The following is an 18,583-nucleotide window of genomic DNA, read 5'->3' on the forward strand; positions in this document are numbered from 1 at the left end:
GTGAAGAATAACTACTGCCTGACCCACTCATGGAAAAAAATAAGATCTCCACGATTTCGAATGGTCAGAAAACCAGAAACTCAAGCATTCATGCTCTGGCACATTTCATCCTCTTGACGGAGGACTTTTATTCAAGTAATCTATTGAATATTAGAATAAAAGAAAGGGTGAAGGACAGGCTCATGAAGACAGAGGTCAAACGCACCTTTAAGAATCGCTTGTATGAACAATTTGCCCGCCTCGGCAAAGCCTTGTCGAACGGGCATCGCATCGAACTCCTCGAAGTGCTGGCTCAGGGCGAACACAGCGTCGAGACGCTCGCGCAAGAAACAGGCCTGCCGGTCGCGAACGCCTCCCAGCATTTGCAGGTCCTGCGTGCGGCCCAACTCGTCGAGGTGCGCCGCGAAGGAGTCTACATCTACTATCGCTTAGCTGATGAACGGGTATTTCGCCTCTGGCAAACCATGCGGGAGGTAGGGGAGGCCCATCTCGCCGAGATTGATCGTCTAGTCCAGACCTACTTGCAGGATCGAAGGCACCTCGAGCCCATCAGTGCGGTAGAATTACTCGCGCGCCTTGCCAAAGATGAGGTTATCCTGCTCGATGTGCGTCCTGCTCCAGAATACGCTGCAGGACACCTGCCCGAGGCGCACTCCATCCCGCTCGCTGAACTAGAGACTCGTCTAGGGGAACTTTCTCCCACTAAAGAGATTGTGGCCTACTGTCGCGGTCCCTATTGTGTGTTTGCTGATGAAGCTGTCGCCCTGCTACGCGCCAACGGGTACCAGGCACGCCGACTCGAAGAGGGGCTGCCTGATTGGCGCGCGTTAGGATTCCCTATTGAAAGGAGAATAGGAGGCGACAATGAGAACCATTGATACCGAGACACTAAGAGCGTGGTTGGAAGAGGATCGACCAATCACCGTGTTAGATATTCGTCCACTGGCTGAACGAGCAGAATGGGCCATTCCTGGCAGTCTCCACCTGGATACCTACGAGGCCCTCAAAGCTCATGATCCCGAGGCGCTCTCCTCCCTGGCGGTTCCACCTGATCGCCCGGTGGTCACCGTATGTGGCGCAGGCAAAACCAGCCAGATTGCAGCAGAACAGCTTGCCGCACGAGGGCTCCAGGCGTATTCCCTGGAAGGCGGCATGAAAGCATGGAGCGTGGCCTGGAACACGGCTGAGATTGCCGTTGCCGGCAGCGCCGTGCAGGTGATCCAGGTGCGGCGCACCGGCAAAGGCTGCCTTTCCTACCTTATTGGCGCAGACAATGAGGCCTTTGTGATTGATGCGGCACTTGACCCGCAGGTGTATCTCGACCTGGCACGAAAGCATGGGTGGCAGGTCACCAGCGTCTTTGACACACACATTCATGCCGATCATCTCTCGCGCTCACGCCAACTTGCTGAGCGCAGCGGTGCGACACTCGTACTGCCAGACCAACAACGGGTCTCCTTTCATTTCAGGGCCATCCACGATGGTGACCTGTTTGAGACCCATCGTCTTCGGCTTTCCGCCTTGCAGACGCCAGGCCACACGCAGGAAAGCACCTGCTACCTACTGGACGGGCAGGTGCTCTTCACAGGTGACACCCTTTTTCCAACAGGCGTTGGGCGTCCTGATCTGGGAGCAGATAAACGCCAGGCGCAGGCGCGAGCATCACAGCTCTACCACAGTTTGCACAAGCTGTTCGCGCTCCCTGCATCTACCCTGATTCTGCCAGGGCATACAAGTCAGCCCGTGCCATTTGATGGTATCCCCATCGCTACGACCCTCGCCGAGGTCAAGGAACAGGTGAAGAGCATCTATGCATCCCATGACCAATTTGTGCAGACAATCCTCTCACGCATTCCGCCGCCGCCACCTCACTACGAACAGATTGTGCAGTTCAACGAAACGGGCCTGCAGCCGGAAAGCAATGTTGTAATAGACCTGGAAGCTGGAGGAAATCGTTGTGCCATCTCCTAACGCACCATCGCTTCCTCCATCAACAGGGGTCCGGCTTGGCTTACGTGCCAACTGGCAGCAATTCATACTGCTGGTAATTGTCAATGCCTTCGTTGGCGGCATGGTGGGACTCGAACGCAGTATCGTGCCGCTCTTGGGTCAACGTGCGTTCGGTCTGGCGTCCACAACGGCGGTGCTCTCCTTTATCATGAGCTTCGGTATGGTCAAAGCACTGGCGAACCTCTTTGCGGGCGGGCTGAGTGATCGCGTCGGCCGCAAAGGAGTCCTGGTGATCGGCTGGCTCGTCGGACTACCGGTCCCGTTGCTCATTATCTTTGCTACGTCCTGGGGGTGGGTGGTCTTTGCCAACGTGCTACTGGGCATCAACCAGGGCCTGTGTTGGTCCACTACCGTTATCATGAAGATTGACCTGGTGGGGCCAGCACGACGTGGGCTGGCCATGGGTCTCAATGAAGCGGCGGGCTACGGCGCGGTTTCGCTCGCGGCCATTGCTGCTGGCTATCTTGCCGCAACCTACGCGCTGCGACCCCAACCCTTCCTGCCCGGGATCGGGTTTGCCCTGGCGGGCCTGCTGCTCTCACTTGTGCTTGTGCGCGAGTCGCATGGCCATGCCCGTCACGAGGCAACGCTGCTAGCACAGACTACCGGGCAAACAGAAACGGGAGCGCAACGGACTACAGATAGCTCCGCTGATCACCCCTCATTCAAAGACATTTTCCTACTCACCTCCTGGAAGAACCGGACGCTCTTCGGGGTGAGCCAGGCGGGGTTAGTAAACAACTTGAATGATGGCCTTGCCTGGGGACTCTTCCCGCTATTCTTTGCGGCAGGCGGGCTGAGTATCGCACAAATTGGCCTCCTGGCGGGTATCTATCCGGGTGTTTGGGGAACAGCACAGTTGGTGACAGGGGCGCTCTCAGATCGTTTAGGGCGCAAAGGCATGATCGTAGGGGGTATGCTGCTTCAGGGCATAGCCATCGGACTGCTACCGCTAATGCATGGCTTCGCGTGGTGGGTTGTGGCGATGGTACTGCTTGGGCTGGGAACTGCCCTGGTCTACCCGACACTACTGGCGGCGATCTCCGATGTGGCTCACCCGCAGTGGAGAGCCTCGGCGGTGGGCGTCTACCGGCTCTGGCGCGATAGCGGATACGTCATCGGAGCGCTACTGGCCGGGATCCTAGCGGACCTGTTGGGCGTGACCTGGGCGATTGGCGTGATTGGCGCGTTGACATTCCTTTCGGGTGTCCTGGCACAGGCGGTCATGTCTGAAACCCTGCCGCGCCTGCAATACATCCAATCTTAAACGGAGGAAAAGAGTTGGTTTCCTTGCCACAAGGAAACAGGCGACTCTCGGCGTTGAACGCCTCTTGCTCGGATGGCAAGACCAGCTCTTGACTGATACGATAGAAACCAAGTGGCAATATGGGTATGCGCCATCATTTCCTGGACTTCTTAGCATAGCTACTGGTCATGGTCTTTGTTGAACTCAAGTGCCGAACGGGCTAGCTTCTGTACAACAGGCACAACCTCTTGAAGGCTATGAGCAGGCCCCGCCAGAAGATCAAAGGTCTCGAAGCTGGTCAGTGTGAATAATATGTCAATGGCCTGATCGAAGGTCTCATCGGAAGCTAGCTCTTGTTTCTCTTCATAGGGGAAGATGTTACAGATCTCGTCAGAAGCCCCACCAGGAGCAAGCTTCTGCTCTTCGACAAAACGTTGAACGAGAATCTGCGCGCCTTTCCGTCTCCAGCGATCTTGTCTGTATCAGTTGCGATTTTAGCTAAGTGAATACGGGTCCTTGACACCTTCTAAATATTTATTATATACTCAGTCTATCCAAAATATTAATTGGATTAGCTGCCTATATAATATCTTTGGTACAGCCAGTGCTCTTCATCGGCGGCGAACGCGACAGCACGCTTCGTTTCGCCAATATAAGGCGATGCAGGCAGCTTTGCCAAAGCTGCGCAAAGTCGTGCTTCTGCAGATTGTCTCAGCGTTCAAAAGGAGAGTAGATCTCTATTGAGAAGATCTCTCGCGCCATATATGCAAGTAAAGAATCTTAATGGTTCCAAGAGGAGAACAAAGAGGGTGCGTGATCTTCATGATCATTTCCCAATCAGATAAGGAGAAAGCTCCCCACTATGGTGTGACGATGTCATCGGTCATGGTGCATCCATCAGGGGAGCAGATGGCCGAGATGGCTCAATTGTTTGATGCAGGTCATCTCAAAACGCATCTTGATGCCATCTTTCCCTTGAAAAACGTGGCGCAGGCCCACAAGCTGAGCGAGGGCGGACATATACGAGGCAAACTTGTGCTGACCGTCGAATAAACCATATAGGATTGATGAGACAAATGGAAGAAAGGAGACGCGTTTATGAGCGAGATTACCCATCGTTATATTGAGACGAATGGTATAAGAATGCATCTAGCAGAGGCAGGATCTGGACCTCTTGTGCTCTTGCTGCATGGATTTCCCGAATTGTGGTACTCCTGGCGGCATCAACTGCTTGCTCTGGCGGCTGCTGGCTACCACGCGGTCGCCCCAGATGTTCGCGGCTACGGCGATACCGAGGCTCCCCCGAGGGTCGAAAGCTATACCCTCCTCAACCTGACTGCCGATATCGTCGGTATTCTGGATGCCTTAGGAGAGCAACAGGCCGTGCTGGTCGGTAATGACTGGGGAGCCAACATTGTCTGGTGGAGCGCTCGGCTCTTCCCTGAGCGCTTTCGCGCAGTGGTCGTGCTCAACATTCCCTATGAAGTGCAACCTCCGGCCTCTAGCCAGATGCTCAAGCAGTGGTCTGGACAAGCCTTCAACTTCGCTCTCTACTTTCAACAGCCAGGAGTGGCCGAAAAAGAGTTAGAAGTCGATGCACGGCGTACCCTGCGTCTGTTCTTCTATGCACTCTCTGGCGATGCTCCTGCCGACCTGGTTCCTTACCTTTTTACCAGGAAACCAGCCAATGCAGGGGCCCTGGACGGCATGCCCGAACCGCAGAGGCTTCCCACCTGGCTCAGCGAAGCTGATCTGGAGTATAACACGCAGATATTCACACGCACCGGCTTCAGAGGCGCGCTGAGCAAGTATCGCGCCAGAGATCTGGATTGGGAGGAATTGTCGGGGCTGACGAAAATGAGCGTGCAGCAGCCGGTGCTCTTCATTGGGGGAGAACGCGACAGCACCATGCGCTTCGCCCGTCTGGAGGCCACGAAGGCTTTGCCGAATCTGCACAAGGTGGTGATGCTACCCGGCTGTGGACACTGGGCGCAGCAAGAGCGTCCGGCGGAAGTGAATGCTGAACTGTTGGCGTTCCTGCGCCAAGAAGTCGAACACTAAAAGCGCAACGGGCCATCATTTTATTCAGAAACCAGGTAACGTTTTTTCTATATCAGAAGGAGTTCAACTATGAACCGAGAACAAGCTGAACAAGAGGTGAGGCGGCTTGCTGACGCCTGGACCGCTGCCGAATTACGCGGCGATACTGCTTTTCTTGAGCAAACACTGACTGAGGACTTCATCGGAATCGGCCCCCTTGGCTTCCTGCTGACCAAGCAGGAGTGGCTCGAACGACATCGGAGCAGCGAACTGAAGTACAACGTTCACACCCTGGACGAGGTCAAGGTGCGAGGGTACGATGAGGCCGCCATCCTGGTTGGCCGTCTCACTCAGGAGGCAACCTATCGGGGTAATCCCGTAAACACGCAAATGCGTACCACGCTGGTATTTGTCTGCCAGGATGGGCAATGGCATCTCGCCGGTCTGCATTTCTGTAATATCGGCCAGCCTCCGCCTTTCGCACGATCCTAAGCTGTCTCGACCGGCGACTCACGTGAGTCGCCGGTCCTGTTTGCGGTGCAAAGAGACAAAAGAAGATGAATCTTTTGGGTGTTGTTGCAGAAAGCGCTCATTGAGCGCTTTCTGCAACAACACCGCAACTCTTTAGATGGCGATACGTCCCCCATCAACCGGTAGAGTCGCTCCGTGCACAAAGTTCGCTTCATCACTGGCAAGGTACACCGCTGCTGCTGCGATCTCAGAAGCGTCGGCAACCCTCTTAGCGGGAAGGGTATTAGCTAACTGATCAAGCCCTTCCCCCATGCCCTCTGTTCCGGGCGTACGCACCGGGCCCGGGGAGATCGCATTGACATTAACCCCGTTTGGCCCAAACTCCGTCGCCCACGACTTGGTCAACAGCGTCAATGCTGCTTTCGTTGCGCCATAGAGCGCCATCTCTGGTATGCCAACATGTGCCGCCATCGTCGTGATGTTGATGATCTTTCCTCTCCCACGCTCAGCCATTTGAGGGGCTAAGGCCGCGGTCAGATAAAAAGGTCCCTTCACATTGGTCGCGATGGTAGCATCAAAGGTCGCCTCATCAACCTGCGCTGTTGGCGCAAATGGAAAGATCCCTGCATTATTGACCAGAATATCGATGGGGCCGAGCACGTCAGTTGCTTCTTTGGCTAAATGGCGCATATCCGCAACCGACGCCTGATCGGCGGCGACAAAAGTCGCCTGACCACCGTTGGCCCGAATGGCATCCGCGACTCCCTGCCCACGTTGTGCATTGCGACCGGTGACCACCACACGTGCCCCCTCCCGGGCAAAGGCTTCCGCAATCGCTTGTCCAATCCCCGAGGTACTCCCCGTGACCAATGCTGTTTTTCCTTGTAGGCGCATATATATCTCCTTCTCAAGCATATGCTTCTCTCTTAACAAATGGATAGAAATATCCGTGTATTTGGTTTTATCTTTTCAAGAAACAAGAGTGCCAATCTTTCCTCTTGGTATCAAGATGCCCAAAGCCTTCATCGCTGATGGCTATCTCAAGCGAAATTTTCGCTCTTCTCACTGTAGTTTACACCCGCTCAGGAAAGGAGCAATCACCTTGATGTCTCACGCTTGCTTCTGTATGTAGCCAGTGTAGTAGGTTGCATACGTTTTGAAAAGTACGCACAAAAATGTGATATAGTGACAAAAAAGTAACTGGAAGGAAAGAGGAAAAGTCATGCGAGATCCCATATACACGAGAAACTATCACTGCTTAATGGAAGCAACCGCTGATGTTATCGGGGGAAAATGGAAAACCCTCATTTTGTACTATCTGCTTGAAACCCCTAGACGCTTCAACGAACTCAAACGGCTCTTACCTGACGTATCGCAGAGAATCCTTACCCAACAACTGCGGGAACTGGAGCACGATGGCATCATCCATCGGGAGATTTACAAAGAAATCCCTCCGAGAGTCGAGTACTCGTTAACGGATGTCGGAACTAGCTTAAAGCAAATTATCCTCCTGATGCTCGCGTGGGGAGAACAGTACATGGAGCAATTTGAGGGGACGAGACCATGGTGCGCAGGCTTGGAGCAGTCAAGCGGGATTGAGCAGATGGAAGAGGAGAAAGAAGTGCAGTGGTGATGAGATTCCGACAGTTTTCCAGTTTTCCCTGGCAAAATCCCCGCTACGTAAATGATATCTGAAGCGGTAAGATGGAAAATGTAACGTACCTGGTAATATAGACAGTAAAAGAAGAGAGGTACGGAAAATATGGCAGGCAAACGGAAAACGTATACACCGGAATTTAAGTTCAAGGTGGTCATGGAAAGCTTTCAGCGTGAGACCACCCTGGAAGAAGTGTGCCGAAAGTTTGGCCTGGCTAGTTCGGTTATCAGCCGATGGCGCCAAGAATTTCAACAAAAAGGGCCAGAGATCTTTGCCGATCAACGTGATCTGCAAACGCGCAGCAAGGCTCAGGGCCATGCGCCAGGAGAATCGCCGGAAGAGTTGAAACAACTCATCGGAGATTTGACGGTTCAAAATGAACTGCTAAAAAAATCCCGCGGGCTACTGGGCAACTAAGCGCACATGAGAAAGTGGAACTTGGGCGAAGTCTCTGCGCTTCTGGTGGTCCGATCAACAAATCCCAACTCGCCCGCGCCCTTGGCATCGCTCGCAGCAGTCTGTATCTGCATCCCAAGCGGCCTCAGATGGATAAGCAGCTGGTGGTGAGCATTGAACACTGGCATGAACTGGATGATACGCTTGGGCATCGCAAGCTCGCGGTGCTCATCAATACCGGGAAAAATCGAGTCAAACGGGTGATGCACAAATATGGCATTGCTGCCCGGCGTAAAAAGAAGAAGTATGTCTATCCGGGCAAGGCAGCTCAGACGGCTCCGAACCTGGTTCGAGAAATGGACGAGGATGCCACGCAACAGATCATCTTTTCTGACATTTTTGAGGTTCATCTGGCTGATCAATCACGAGTGCGAGGGTGTTTTGCTCTTGAGAAACAGACGCGCCAGATCTTCGGGCTGGCCTTTGATTATCATATGCGCGCCGATTTGGTGACCAGTGTCATTGAGACTATGACTTTTCCCACGGCTGGAGCCATTTGGCATAGCGATCAAGGCAAACAATATGGAGCGCAATGCACTCGGGATTTGCTGTTACAGAAAGGATTTCTCCAATCGATGAGTCGTGCTGGCACACCCACGGATAATGGCTATGCCGAGCGTTTTGTGGGCACCTTCAAGCTCGCAGTAGCTGATCGCCGTTCGTACCGAACCCTGGGCCACTTCTTGGGCGCTGCAGAGACATGGATCAATTTTTATAATACGTTACGTCCTCACGAGGGCGTAGGCAATTGTTCACCTTTGCACTATGCTCAAGATCATCTCTTACATGGTGCTCCTTTGATTTCCTTATGAGAGTGTCTCTTTTACTGGGTACTTTACACTCGAAATGGGGATCAATTTCTTCGATACCGCCAACGTCTATTCCATTGGGAAGAGTGAGGAGATCCTCGGACGCGCTTTGAAGGACTTCGCGAATCGGGACGAGGTTGTCATCGCCACCAAGGTTCACGGCAAAATGCATGACGGGCCCAATGGCGCCGGGCTATCGCGCAAGGCGATCTTGAGCGAGATCGACAAAAGCCTGAAGCGGCTTGAGACGGATTACGTGGACCTCTACCAGATCCATCGCTGGGATTACCAGACCCCAATCGAGGAGACGATGGAAGCGCTGCATGACGTGGTGAAGGCCGGCAAGGCCCGCTATATCGGTGCCTCCGCCATGTTCGCGTGGCAGTTTCAGAAGGCGCTGCACGTTGCCGAGAAGCATGGGTGAACCCGCTTCGTCTCGATGCAGGATCACCTGAACCTCATCTACCGCGAAGAGGAGCGAGAGATGCTGCCATTCTGCCGCGAGGAGAAGATTGGGGTGATCCCGTATAGTCCACTCGCATCGGGAAGATTGACGCGTGACTGGTCGTCGGAAAGCACACTTCGTTCCGAAACCGATCAAATCGCGAAAAGCAAGTACGATGCGACAGCCGAAACCGATCAGCGGGTCGTGCAGCGGGTCGCGGAAATCGCGGAAAAGCATGGGGTCCCGCGTGTTCATATCGCGCTTGCCTGGCTGTTACAGAAGAAGCCGGTGACGGCGCCTATCATCGGGGCGACGAAGATCACGCATCTGGAAGATGCCGTCGGCGCTCTGTCCGTGAAACTGACCCAGGAAGAGGTCGCATACCTGGAAGAGTCGTATGTGCCGCATCCCATCGTCGGTCATCAGTAACTAAGATGACAGCTGTCAAAGAAGTATCTTCATGCTCGATCTCACTGTCGATCTCGATGGCGTTCCACCGGGCTACGCTGCGATGGATCAGCGTACAGCCATGAAGGTCATGGTCCAGCTGTAGAGGGACAAGTACATATACGTGCGCACAAACCCAAAATCGAGGGAGGACCAGGAGACATAGAAAAAACACGTCTCCGTGGATATCTTCTGGTCCCCCACCGACTACGATAATATCCCAGAGGACGAACGTGAGAGCAGGAAGGGCTGTGTCCCCCAGAAAGGAGGGAGCGTAGACCTCTGATGTGAAAGAGAAGCAAAAAAATGATCACGACACTATCTCAACAGACAAGAAGACAGACGATGATCCCACTTCTGGCCCTCTGCCTTGGCTACTTCATGACGATTCTCGATGTCACGATCGTCAATGTCGCATTGGTCGATATCAAAGAGCACCTGAGCGCGAATGTGACCGGGTTGCAATGGATTGTGGATGGCTATGCCCTCGTCTTCGCCAGTTTTCTGCTGATTGGTGGAGCCCTTGGCGACAGAAGAGGAAGCAGAACCATTTTTTTAGTCGGTTTCGCCCTCTTCACGCTGGCGTCAACGCTCTGTAGCCTTGCTCCCTCGCTCCTCGTCTTGCAGATCGCACGAGCCCTCCAGGGGCTTGGCGCTGCTCTGCTTGTTCCGAATTCGCTCGCTCTTTTAAATACAATCTATACTGACACACAGAAACGGGCGCAAGCGATTGGCATCTGGGCAGCAGTCGCAAGCATCGGGGCTCTTTCTGGTCCTCTCCTTGGTGGCCTGTTGGTCAACGCATTTGGTTGGCGCAGCATCTTCCTGATCAATCTTCCCATCGGCATCTTCGGCTTTCTGCTCACCGCCCGTTCTATTGCTCCATCGACTCCACAGGGAGGACGAAGCCTTGATCTTCCGGGTCAAGGAGCAAGTATTCTCGCACTGGGCATATTGACGTTTGCGTTGATTGAAGGGAACAACCTGGGAATCATGTCTCCATTGATTCTTGCGGCGTATATAGGAAGTGTGCTCTTCTTCCTGTTATTACTTTTGAGAGAAAAGACAACAAGCCATCCGATGCTGCCATTGAAACTGTTTCAAGAACGAACATTCTCTGCCTCGAATGTCGTCGCCGTGTGCCAGACCTTTACGTTTACGGGCTTCCTGTTTGTCATGAGTCTGTTCCTGCAACAGGTGAAACACTATTCGCCATCTCTGACGGGAGTGGCACTGCTTCCTTCATTTGGCTTTGCCCTCCTGGCGACATCGCTCTCAGGCGGGTTCATGCCCCGCATCGGGGCAAAACGCGTGATGGTCATTGGTCTGCTCCTCGCCGCTTTAGGCTGTTTTGGGTTTGTGATGGTCGATACCCAAACCAGCTACGTGCTTCTTGCGTGTCTGCTGGCCGTCCTGGGATTCGGGCTTGCCCTGGTCTTACCGGCAATGACCGAGGCGGCGATTTCGCATGCACCGAAAGCACAATCAGGGATAGCAGCGGGCATGCTGAATGTGAGCAGGCAAGTTGGGGGTGTCATAGGGGTCGCGATCCTGGGAGCACTGGTGGGCAATCAGCAGACGTTCCTCTCAGGCATGCATATCGCCTTTGTGATCGCTGGAGGAGTCCTCCTCCTCGGGCTAGTCTCTGCATGGGTCTTCGTCAGAACACGACAGGAGACACCTCAAATTGAAACGTCATGCGCCGCAGGCGCACCACACCCGATGAAAAAGGAGATTGACGTCTAGCTCTAAACTCAGAGTGACAATCTCTCAGGGAGAAGGCGACCAACAGTATACTGTGCCACTATCCAGGTCGCCAAATGGATTGCTGACTTGTTGCAGCAGGTGAGGAAACAAGTGGCAATATTCCTTGTAAGAAAAGACGTGGCTACTCTGTTTCCTCTTCACCCTAGATAAGCAACTGATCTTAGCGAATCTTGACCACGCGCATCATTCCGGCAGCCTGATGATACACATTATGACAGTGGAATGCCCAGTCGCCGGGGTTATCAGATACCCAGGTAATATTTATCGTCTGTATCGGGTCGAGCAGCACCGTATCCTTTATCGGTCCCCGACCAGTCCCATTATCGATCTGAAAAAAATGTCCATGCAGGTGCATAGGATGAGGCATTATACTTTGATTATTGATTTGGAATTGAATAAGGCGGTCTTTTCGCACCGCAATCTTATCTGCTTTCGAAAACACCTGATCATTGATTTTCCAGACATACTGCCCCATGCCACCGCTCAACTGTATCGGGAGACTTTGATCAGGTTGACCCCGCAGCGGGGTATCATTGCCGGAAGCGGCTTTTAACATTGCGTAAGTCAACATGTGGCGCTTCAATTCTGGTGGCAGAAAATCAGCGGGAGGTTGTGTTGCCGTACTTCCCTGATAGCGGAGCAGAGCACGAGTCATGTTTTTTGCCCCCTCGACCTGTGCCGCAAGTTGCCAGACTCCGGGATTATTTGCGGTTACCAGTACGTCATAGCGTTCTCCCATGCCAATGCGGATGGCATCAACATCCACTGGCTCAACTGGCTGCCCATCAGTATGCGTGACCGTCATTCGATGACCATTGAGAGCCAAATGATAGATTGTTGCCGCAGAAGCATTGATAAAGCGCAAACGAATTCTGTGTCCCTTCTGGACGTTGATGGTAAAGGGATGCTCGCTGGCTTTCCCATTGATAAGGTACAGAGGATACAGAAGATCCGGAGGTACCTGTATAATCATCGAATCTCCCATTCCATTTATCTCATTCAGCCCATCTATTCCATTCATGCCCGGCATAGTATCGCCCCCGGCAATCAATTGTTTCAAAGCTGCTGATGGGCTTCCCGGCCCTCCGGGGATACCATCCAGCCAATCATCCAGAACCAGCACGACATCTTGATCATAGTTCTTCGCTTCTTGGGGATCCTCAACGATAAGTGGGCCGTATAACCCACGATCCAGTTGTAAGCCCACATGTGAGTGGTAAAAGTAGGTTCCAGCACGAGAAACGACAAACTCATAGGTAAACGAGTGCCCAGGCTTGATAGCCGGCTGCGTGACACCATCAACTCCATCCATGGCATTGACAATCGGTACACCATGCCAATGAATCGTCGTTCCTTCACTGACATGATTATTCACAATGACACGAAGCGTATCACCTGCATTCACCCGAATTTCTGGGCCAGGAAGCCTTCCATTGTAAGCCCAGGTTGAGACAACGTGTCCACCTACAGTAAGCTGTGTTGGTGCCGGATTAAACGTATAGACGTGAAATTTACCCGTACCGGAATCATTCGCAAATGTCTGTTTCACCTCTTTTTTTGCCGGTAACGTTCCACAGGCATCCAGCGCTATCATACCTGTAACCATACCGCTCCCTACACCCACATATTTTAAGAACTGACGACGTGTCACACCTGTTTGTTGCATCACATTGTTCATACACACTTCTTTCTACCATCAAACACCACAACCATTGAACAGGATTCTTTTCTTGACGCCTACAACCAACGAATATGCTCAGGGCTTCCACCCTCACCAGCCATGCTTCATGGTCGAACAAGATGCTATGTCAAGGAAGAATAGCATCCTACTATTTGATAGTATAACTACCTACAGATGTGATCATAGCTAAAGCAGATTGAAAGGTGATACATCAGTCCATCCCGAAAGTAAGGAGCTATCATCATACATCGAAGACGTTCAACGTTCATATGGAATCATCACAGACAGAACATCATCTGAGGAGTGGATGATGTTTCGCGTGTTTTCGGCCACACGCTTCTAGCACTCTCCTTCCGCAGCAATGTATGCTGGAGAAAAGATATCAAGAACACACAGGAGGGTTGGTAATGAAAACTGTGACCTTGCCCGTCAAAGGTCTGAACTTTGCCGGCTGTGCGCCTGAAATCGAGAAACAACTTGGGAAGGTTCATGGGATTGCTCAGGTCGAAGCGAGCTACGTCTCTCAGACCGTGACTATGACCTACGATGAAGAGGTGATAAGCAAAACCCAGGTCCAACACCTGGTAACAGACTGTGGCTTTCAATGTGGAGAACCATTGAGCGAACAGGAACATGACATGAGTACTCCGGCGATGGCAAAAGCGATGGAGGCCGAGATGCGCCTGCGCTTCTTTGTCTCGCTGATCCTGACTATCCTCGTTGTACTCTATTCACCGCTTGGGATGAATCTGTTCAACCTGCATCTTCCAACTCCCTTTGGCGTCAGCCCGAACTGGGCGCTGCTGCTACTCTCCACACCAGTGGTCTGGTGGGGAGGCTGGATCTTCCATCCATGCATCAACCACTCAAACGTTGGCTTACCTATCAAGCAGCCTGTTGTAGTGAAGCCAGGACTCGTTGCAGAGGGATACGTGCTTCCTGGGCGAAGGCATACATCGCCGGGTTATCAATGATGCTGAGCATAGCAACCGGGTCTGCAATCTCAACCCGGGTGGATGGGGTCTCTTTTCCCTCATGCGCCTCATGCACCACAACATTACAGGGCAACAGTGCCCCAACAGCATAATCAATTTCCAGAGCGCGATGGGCGAGCTGAGGGTTACAAGCCCCCAGAATCGTGTAGCGCTCGAAATCAAGTTGGAGCTTAGCTTTCATGGTCGCCTGAACATCAATGGTGGTCAGCACACCGAAGCCTTCCTGCTTGAGGGCCTCAATCACGCGGCTCATGGTTTCTTCGAAGGGAGCCTTAACTGTCGTTCCAAATGTATACGATGGAGTTTTCGTCGTCATTGTTCGCTCCTTTTCTTTTTTGCTCTTATGTTTACATGTGCCCTCGTTCAGCGAAACGCATGTTGCCCTCTCCAGCGTCTCTCAGGCTAATTTCGTGTTTTCGTGTGGATCTGTCTCTTTAAGAAGGAAGGCTAGAGTATATTTTCCGTACATCTATATCTAGTACGCCTCACAGAGAGGCAGCGTAACATCCACATGGCACATAACAAAGAGCTTCTGTAAGAGAGCCCATGAACTACCAGACTATCTATAAACCTGGCCCGGTCAGGATACCATCGGCTACGATTTCCCGTGAGGCAATGCGCAATCTCTCTCATTTCATCATACATAGTTTATGTTACTGGCATAGAAGCTCGTTCTTCTTCAAGTTGGTGACGATCCTTTTCCTGTTGCTCCTTCTCCTGCTGCAACATCCAGCGCAAGAAAAGCACGCTGGTCACCACAACCAGGAGGAACACGCCTCCAACCACCCACATCAAAAGACCGCCCAGTTGTTGATCGGTCGCAGTCACCACCATGCGCATAAAAGGATGCGTCATCGTAAACGTATACAGCGGTGGAGAAAACGTCAATCCCGCTCCGATAAGCATCATTGGCATATCACTAAAAAACAGATAAGCCAGTTTCGCTGCTAATGACAAAGGAGCTTTCCTCCCAGGCGTCACATTGAGCAATGGACACCAGAATAACAAGCCGGTACCTAAGTAGAGAAGGTTCGTTACATGATGAAGAAGCGGATCGCTCATCATTGCCTGCATCAGCACAGGAGCGTGCCAGAGCCAGATATTGCCATTAAAAACGAGGGAAGCAAGAGCCGGGATGGTCAGAAAAGCCAGGCAACGTCGAAGAAACGTATGGTGAGCCAGGAAGCGGTGAAGGCGTTCTGGAGCAACACCCAACAGAATAAGCGGTGGCGCGACAAGAGAAAGCAAGAGATGTTGTGTCATGTGAACGGTGAACATGTAGAACATACCTGATATATCCATAGGAATTATAAAGGCAGCAACCGCAATGATCCATCCGGCGAGAAACGCGATCGATCGCCTGCGTACAAAGGGTTGTATTTTGGGGTTCTCTTGCATTCTTGTATCCTTTCATCCATTGCGTTGCTTTCTATGAGTATGCGCCGCGTTTCTCTTGTATATTTCATACCTAACAATACATCAATACAACTTGAAGATACGCGAAACAAGCTTATTTCGTGCAATTTGTAGCACAATGCTTGGCATCTGCATTGAAGGAGACCAGCCAAGAAACCCTTGTCTGGCTTTCTTCATATGTTAGGTGTTCCATCAATGGGTTGTCCATAAGGACAACTACGGAATTTATTCAGTAATTTTACCTCCAATCATTGCCAGCGACAAACAAAAACATGTCTATTGAGAGGAAATACACGACACTATCCGGAGCAATACCTATATATGGGAGAGATTGCTTGTACAAAAAATACAGCAGAGACCCCAACCCAAAGAATAGGGAAGAATCCGAATAGACAACATCTACAAATATACCTATGATGCGAGATGTGAGCAGCCAATTTCCCAACGAAAAAAGCGAGGAAAGATACAACAAAATCAGCATACGCATCGGCATATCTCCAGCAGACGTACACCGGTACGTTGATATCATCCGTTTGAGCTCATAGTACGTGTTATAGATGAGCGATATTACTTCAAAGATAGGCATGAAGGAAAAAAATATGAACCATACATCTCTATTCTCTCGTTTTGCGCGTATCATGTCACGGATGCTTGGGCATCCTCTGGCCTTTGGCCTGGCAGCTCTGATTATCGTTGTTTGGCTCATCTGTGGACCCGTCTTCCATTTTAGCGATACCTGGCAACTCTTTATCAATACAGGAACCACCATTATCACCTTTCTCATGGTGTTCCTTATTCAAAATACGCAGAGTCGTGACAGTGAAGCCATGCAGGTCAAATTAGATGAATTGATTTCGGCTCTCAAACAGGCGGATAACACGATCTTGGATAGCGAGGATCTCTCTGAAGGCGATCTCAAACGGTTACAAGAGCACTACAGTCACCTGGCACAGCTAGCCCAATCACGGTTGCCACAGCACAACGCTCCATCATCCCTTTGAGCCAGGCAATCAACGTCTCTTTTCCACTTGTCATGGATATCCTCTTTTCTATTTGTGTTATTGTCCCGTTTTGAATGACACATGGAAGTGCAAAGGTCAACTGTTGACTAATACAAGATGACCGTTGCCATTTCCGTTGCCAGATTCACAGTGACATCCTTGACACCGGATACTTTTTTGAGCCTGGTTTCTACACACATCGCACACGGGGCACAACTCATACCTTCTACGGCAAAATGTGCCTGGTATACACCAAGCATTGCTTTTTATTATATTAAACATACATACATATATTTGAAATAATACATTTATTTTCTTGGTATTATGAATACAGTATCTTAGGATATTATCAGATATGTTTTAGTGAGTTAAAAAAGGAGTAATCATGACACATACAACTCATGACGGGCACACACATACACATAATGAGCATTGTGGGCACACCGCCATTGAACATAATGGTCATCTAGATTATCTGCACGATGGGCACCTGCACTCTTCTCATGAGGGACACTATGACGAACATGTGCTTGAAGTAAATGCCAACAATCCGGCTACGTGTGCTCCTGTGGAATGTGCATGCGGTCACCAGGATTGCGGCCATGAGCGTGTACCTCATGGCGATCATGTTGACTATCTCTATAAAGGTACACTCCATCACGTTCATGGTGATCACTGCGATAATCATGGCGCAGTCAAGGTTACACAGCAGTAATAAACATGAATTATCCCGAAACTTGAGGGATGAGATTGCAAAAGAAAGCCTCCTGGGAGAGACTGAGAAGAAAAACACCCGATCAGTCATCACCCAGGAGGTTTCTATGTATCGTCAGTATGGCATGCCAACGCCGGAACAGCAAGCTCAACTGTTCAGCTGTGTGGCAAGGCAAAAGCGTTACTCAAGCTTACTTGTTGACAAGTTGGTGACGATGCTGCTGTACCACTGTCGCTAGCGAAAAATCAGGATCAATCTGTGTACTCACATCTTCGCCAAGGGAGCTATTCAGCCAGGAGAAAGCATTCTTGCGATGAAACACAACCGCCTGTTGATAAAATCGCTCCCAATTTTGTTCGCAGCGCATCACCTGCTGCCGCATGTCTGCCAGGGCAGAGGTATTGTGTGGTTCCAGCTGTGTGATTGGCTGGATATTTCCCTTTTCCAGAGCACGAATATAGTCAGAGCGCGAGAAAGAGGTCAGCAGAGCATCTCCAAGCTGGTCTTGAAGGAAATGCAGATCATCTTCTTGCTCAATCTTGTTTCCAATTACCTTCAGGGATACATCATAGTCACGAGTATATCCCTTGTATTGGTGATACACTCCTAGAGATTTTCTGGTCGGTTCAACGACCAGGAAGGTCATATCAAAGCGGGTAAAAAGTCCCGATGCAAAGGAATCAGCACCGGCTGTCATATCCACAATCACATACTCGTCTGGGTCATCTATGCAATGATTAAGGAGAAGCTCAACAGCCCCAACTTTGGAGTGATAACATTTGAGTCCTAAATCGTCTTCGCTAAATGGACCCGTTGCCAGAAGGGTCACCCCTTGAACATCACGAGCAAAGTGCGCAAGGAGCGGATTGTTTTCGCGTACGTGCCAGAGACGTGACCCCTGTCCCGGCGGGGTGGTTTTCGCCATCAGGGCCGTTGAACGGATATAGGGGTTGCTTCCCCGCAAATAGTCCTTGATACGCTCTAGATTGAGACCCAGCGGTGGCATCTGGGCCGCTTCCTCTTCAGACATTCCGAGTGCCTCACCTAAATGCTGATTAATATCAGCATCAAAGGCAACCACAGGCAACGCATGGGCAGCCAGATAGCGACTGAAGAGGGCCGACAGCGTCGTTTTCCCACTGCCACCCTTTCCAACAAATGCAACTTTCATACCGTCTTTTTCCATCCATTTTTATTTGATGATACATCGTATCAAATGATGGTCGTAGTATGCCATGTTGCAAGAATGCATACAAGGGACTTTTGGACCGTATAGGATGCATGGATGGTTCTCTATGCTTTGCTGAAAAGATACCTGCAATTGAGAGACATCCCTGGAGCGAGCTCCCAGGCTGCTTCGCTCTGGAGCGCATTCCATGTCTCCCGCGGCCCGCCCCTCAATAACAGGAACGCTTTCTACGCACGGC

The 18,583-nt window shown here is 51.3% G+C and carries 19 protein-coding genes and 1 pseudogene; 14 read left to right on the top strand and 6 right to left on the bottom strand.

Annotated features, from left to right (window positions below; translation table 11 throughout):
- Positions 1-182 precede the first annotated feature (182 nt).
- The 6 genes from JMI88_RS10120 to JMI88_RS10145 all read left to right on the top strand — a co-directional run bounded on the left by JMI88_RS10120 (position 183) and on the right by JMI88_RS10145 (position 5,788).
- Positions 183-878 carry an ArsR/SmtB family transcription factor gene (locus JMI88_RS10120; RefSeq protein ID WP_201361709.1) on the top strand — a complete coding sequence of 232 codons (696 nt, stop codon included), beginning with the start codon at positions 183-185 and terminating at the stop codon, positions 876-878.
- Positions 865-1,971 carry an MBL fold metallo-hydrolase gene (locus JMI88_RS10125; RefSeq protein WP_201361710.1) on the top strand — a complete coding sequence of 369 codons (1,107 nt, stop codon included), beginning with the start codon at positions 865-867 and terminating at the stop codon, positions 1,969-1,971. Before JMI88_RS10120 ends, JMI88_RS10125 begins: the two co-directional genes overlap by 14 nt.
- Positions 1,958-3,277, top strand: a complete 1,320-nt coding sequence (locus tag JMI88_RS10130; protein WP_201361711.1) for an MFS transporter — start codon at positions 1,958-1,960, stop codon at positions 3,275-3,277. Before JMI88_RS10125 ends, JMI88_RS10130 begins: the two co-directional genes overlap by 14 nt.
- An 801-nt stretch (positions 3,278-4,078) precedes the next feature.
- The gene (locus tag JMI88_RS10135; protein WP_201361712.1) at positions 4,079-4,309 is read left to right on the top strand and encodes a zinc-binding dehydrogenase; all 231 of its coding nucleotides are present in this window, start codon (positions 4,079-4,081) and stop codon (positions 4,307-4,309) included.
- 45 nt (positions 4,310-4,354) lie between these two features.
- Positions 4,355-5,317 (top strand): alpha/beta fold hydrolase, encoded by a 963-nt coding sequence (locus JMI88_RS10140; protein WP_201361713.1) that lies wholly within the window; start codon positions 4,355-4,357, stop codon positions 5,315-5,317.
- 69 nt (positions 5,318-5,386) lie between these two features.
- Positions 5,387-5,788 (top strand): nuclear transport factor 2 family protein, encoded by a 402-nt coding sequence (locus JMI88_RS10145; protein ID WP_201361714.1) that lies wholly within the window; start codon positions 5,387-5,389, stop codon positions 5,786-5,788.
- A 132-nt stretch (positions 5,789-5,920) separates the two neighbouring features.
- Here JMI88_RS10145 and JMI88_RS10150 read toward each other — a convergent pair whose 3' ends face one another.
- Complete coding sequence (locus JMI88_RS10150) at positions 5,921-6,661, bottom strand: SDR family NAD(P)-dependent oxidoreductase (RefSeq protein WP_201361715.1); 741 nt, start codon at positions 6,659-6,661, stop codon at positions 5,921-5,923.
- A 328-nt stretch (positions 6,662-6,989) separates the two neighbouring features.
- Between JMI88_RS10150 and JMI88_RS10155 the strand changes: the two genes are divergently transcribed.
- From JMI88_RS10155 to JMI88_RS10175, 5 genes and pseudogenes are all read left to right on the top strand, one after another.
- Positions 6,990-7,400, top strand: coding sequence for a winged helix-turn-helix transcriptional regulator (locus JMI88_RS10155; RefSeq protein WP_201361716.1), 411 nt, complete (start codon positions 6,990-6,992; stop codon positions 7,398-7,400).
- Between the two features lie 129 nt (positions 7,401-7,529).
- Positions 7,530-7,841 (top strand): transposase, encoded by a 312-nt coding sequence (locus JMI88_RS10160; protein WP_201361717.1) that lies wholly within the window; start codon positions 7,530-7,532, stop codon positions 7,839-7,841.
- Between the two features lie 14 nt (positions 7,842-7,855).
- Positions 7,856-8,692: an IS3 family transposase gene (locus tag JMI88_RS10165; protein ID WP_201361718.1), complete on the top strand. Its 837-nt coding sequence runs from the start codon at positions 7,856-7,858 to the stop codon at positions 8,690-8,692.
- 28 nt (positions 8,693-8,720) lie between these two features.
- A pseudogene (locus tag JMI88_RS10170) lies at positions 8,721-9,563 on the top strand (aldo/keto reductase); the annotation flags it as partial.
- Positions 9,564-9,887: 324 nt separating this feature from the next.
- Complete coding sequence (locus JMI88_RS10175; RefSeq protein WP_201361719.1) at positions 9,888-11,327, top strand: MFS transporter; 1,440 nt, start codon at positions 9,888-9,890, stop codon at positions 11,325-11,327.
- 181 nt (positions 11,328-11,508) lie between these two features.
- On the opposite strand, the gene JMI88_RS10180 is transcribed toward JMI88_RS10175, so the two are convergent.
- Positions 11,509-13,026: a multicopper oxidase family protein gene (locus JMI88_RS10180; protein WP_201361720.1), complete on the bottom strand. Its 1,518-nt coding sequence runs from the start codon at positions 13,024-13,026 to the stop codon at positions 11,509-11,511.
- Positions 13,027-13,436: 410 nt separating this feature from the next.
- Between JMI88_RS10180 and JMI88_RS10185 the strand changes: the two genes are divergently transcribed.
- Positions 13,437-14,003, top strand: coding sequence for a cation transporter (locus JMI88_RS10185; RefSeq protein WP_201361721.1), 567 nt, complete (start codon positions 13,437-13,439; stop codon positions 14,001-14,003).
- Here the strand turns inward: JMI88_RS10185 and JMI88_RS10190 are convergent.
- Together JMI88_RS10190 and JMI88_RS10195 are read right to left on the bottom strand one after the other, a co-directional pair.
- Positions 13,915-14,340: a DUF302 domain-containing protein gene (locus JMI88_RS10190; protein WP_201361722.1), complete on the bottom strand. Its 426-nt coding sequence runs from the start codon at positions 14,338-14,340 to the stop codon at positions 13,915-13,917. The genes JMI88_RS10185 and JMI88_RS10190 overlap by 89 nt on opposite strands.
- 332 nt (positions 14,341-14,672) lie before the next feature.
- A complete protein-coding gene (locus JMI88_RS10195; protein WP_201361723.1) occupies positions 14,673-15,422 on the bottom strand; it encodes a cytochrome c oxidase assembly protein in 750 nt (249 codons plus the stop codon).
- Positions 15,423-16,039: 617 nt separating this feature from the next.
- On the opposite strand from JMI88_RS10195, the gene JMI88_RS10200 reads away from it, so the two are divergent.
- Positions 16,040-16,441, top strand: coding sequence for a low affinity iron permease family protein (locus JMI88_RS10200; RefSeq protein WP_201361724.1), 402 nt, complete (start codon positions 16,040-16,042; stop codon positions 16,439-16,441).
- A 107-nt stretch (positions 16,442-16,548) separates the two neighbouring features.
- Here JMI88_RS10200 and JMI88_RS40085 read toward each other — a convergent pair whose 3' ends face one another.
- Positions 16,549-16,701: a cation transporter gene (locus JMI88_RS40085; RefSeq protein WP_201361725.1), complete on the bottom strand. Its 153-nt coding sequence runs from the start codon at positions 16,699-16,701 to the stop codon at positions 16,549-16,551.
- A 125-nt stretch (positions 16,702-16,826) separates the two neighbouring features.
- On the opposite strand from JMI88_RS40085, the gene JMI88_RS10210 reads away from it, so the two are divergent.
- Positions 16,827-17,156: a hypothetical protein gene (locus JMI88_RS10210; RefSeq protein WP_201361726.1), complete on the top strand. Its 330-nt coding sequence runs from the start codon at positions 16,827-16,829 to the stop codon at positions 17,154-17,156.
- Positions 17,157-17,346: 190 nt separating this feature from the next.
- Here JMI88_RS10210 and JMI88_RS10215 read toward each other — a convergent pair whose 3' ends face one another.
- A complete protein-coding gene (locus JMI88_RS10215) occupies positions 17,347-18,327 on the bottom strand; it encodes an ATP-binding protein (protein WP_201361727.1) in 981 nt (326 codons plus the stop codon).
- Between the last annotated feature and the right edge of the window lie 256 nt (positions 18,328-18,583).

The sequence above is a fragment of the Dictyobacter formicarum genome (assembly GCF_016587435.1).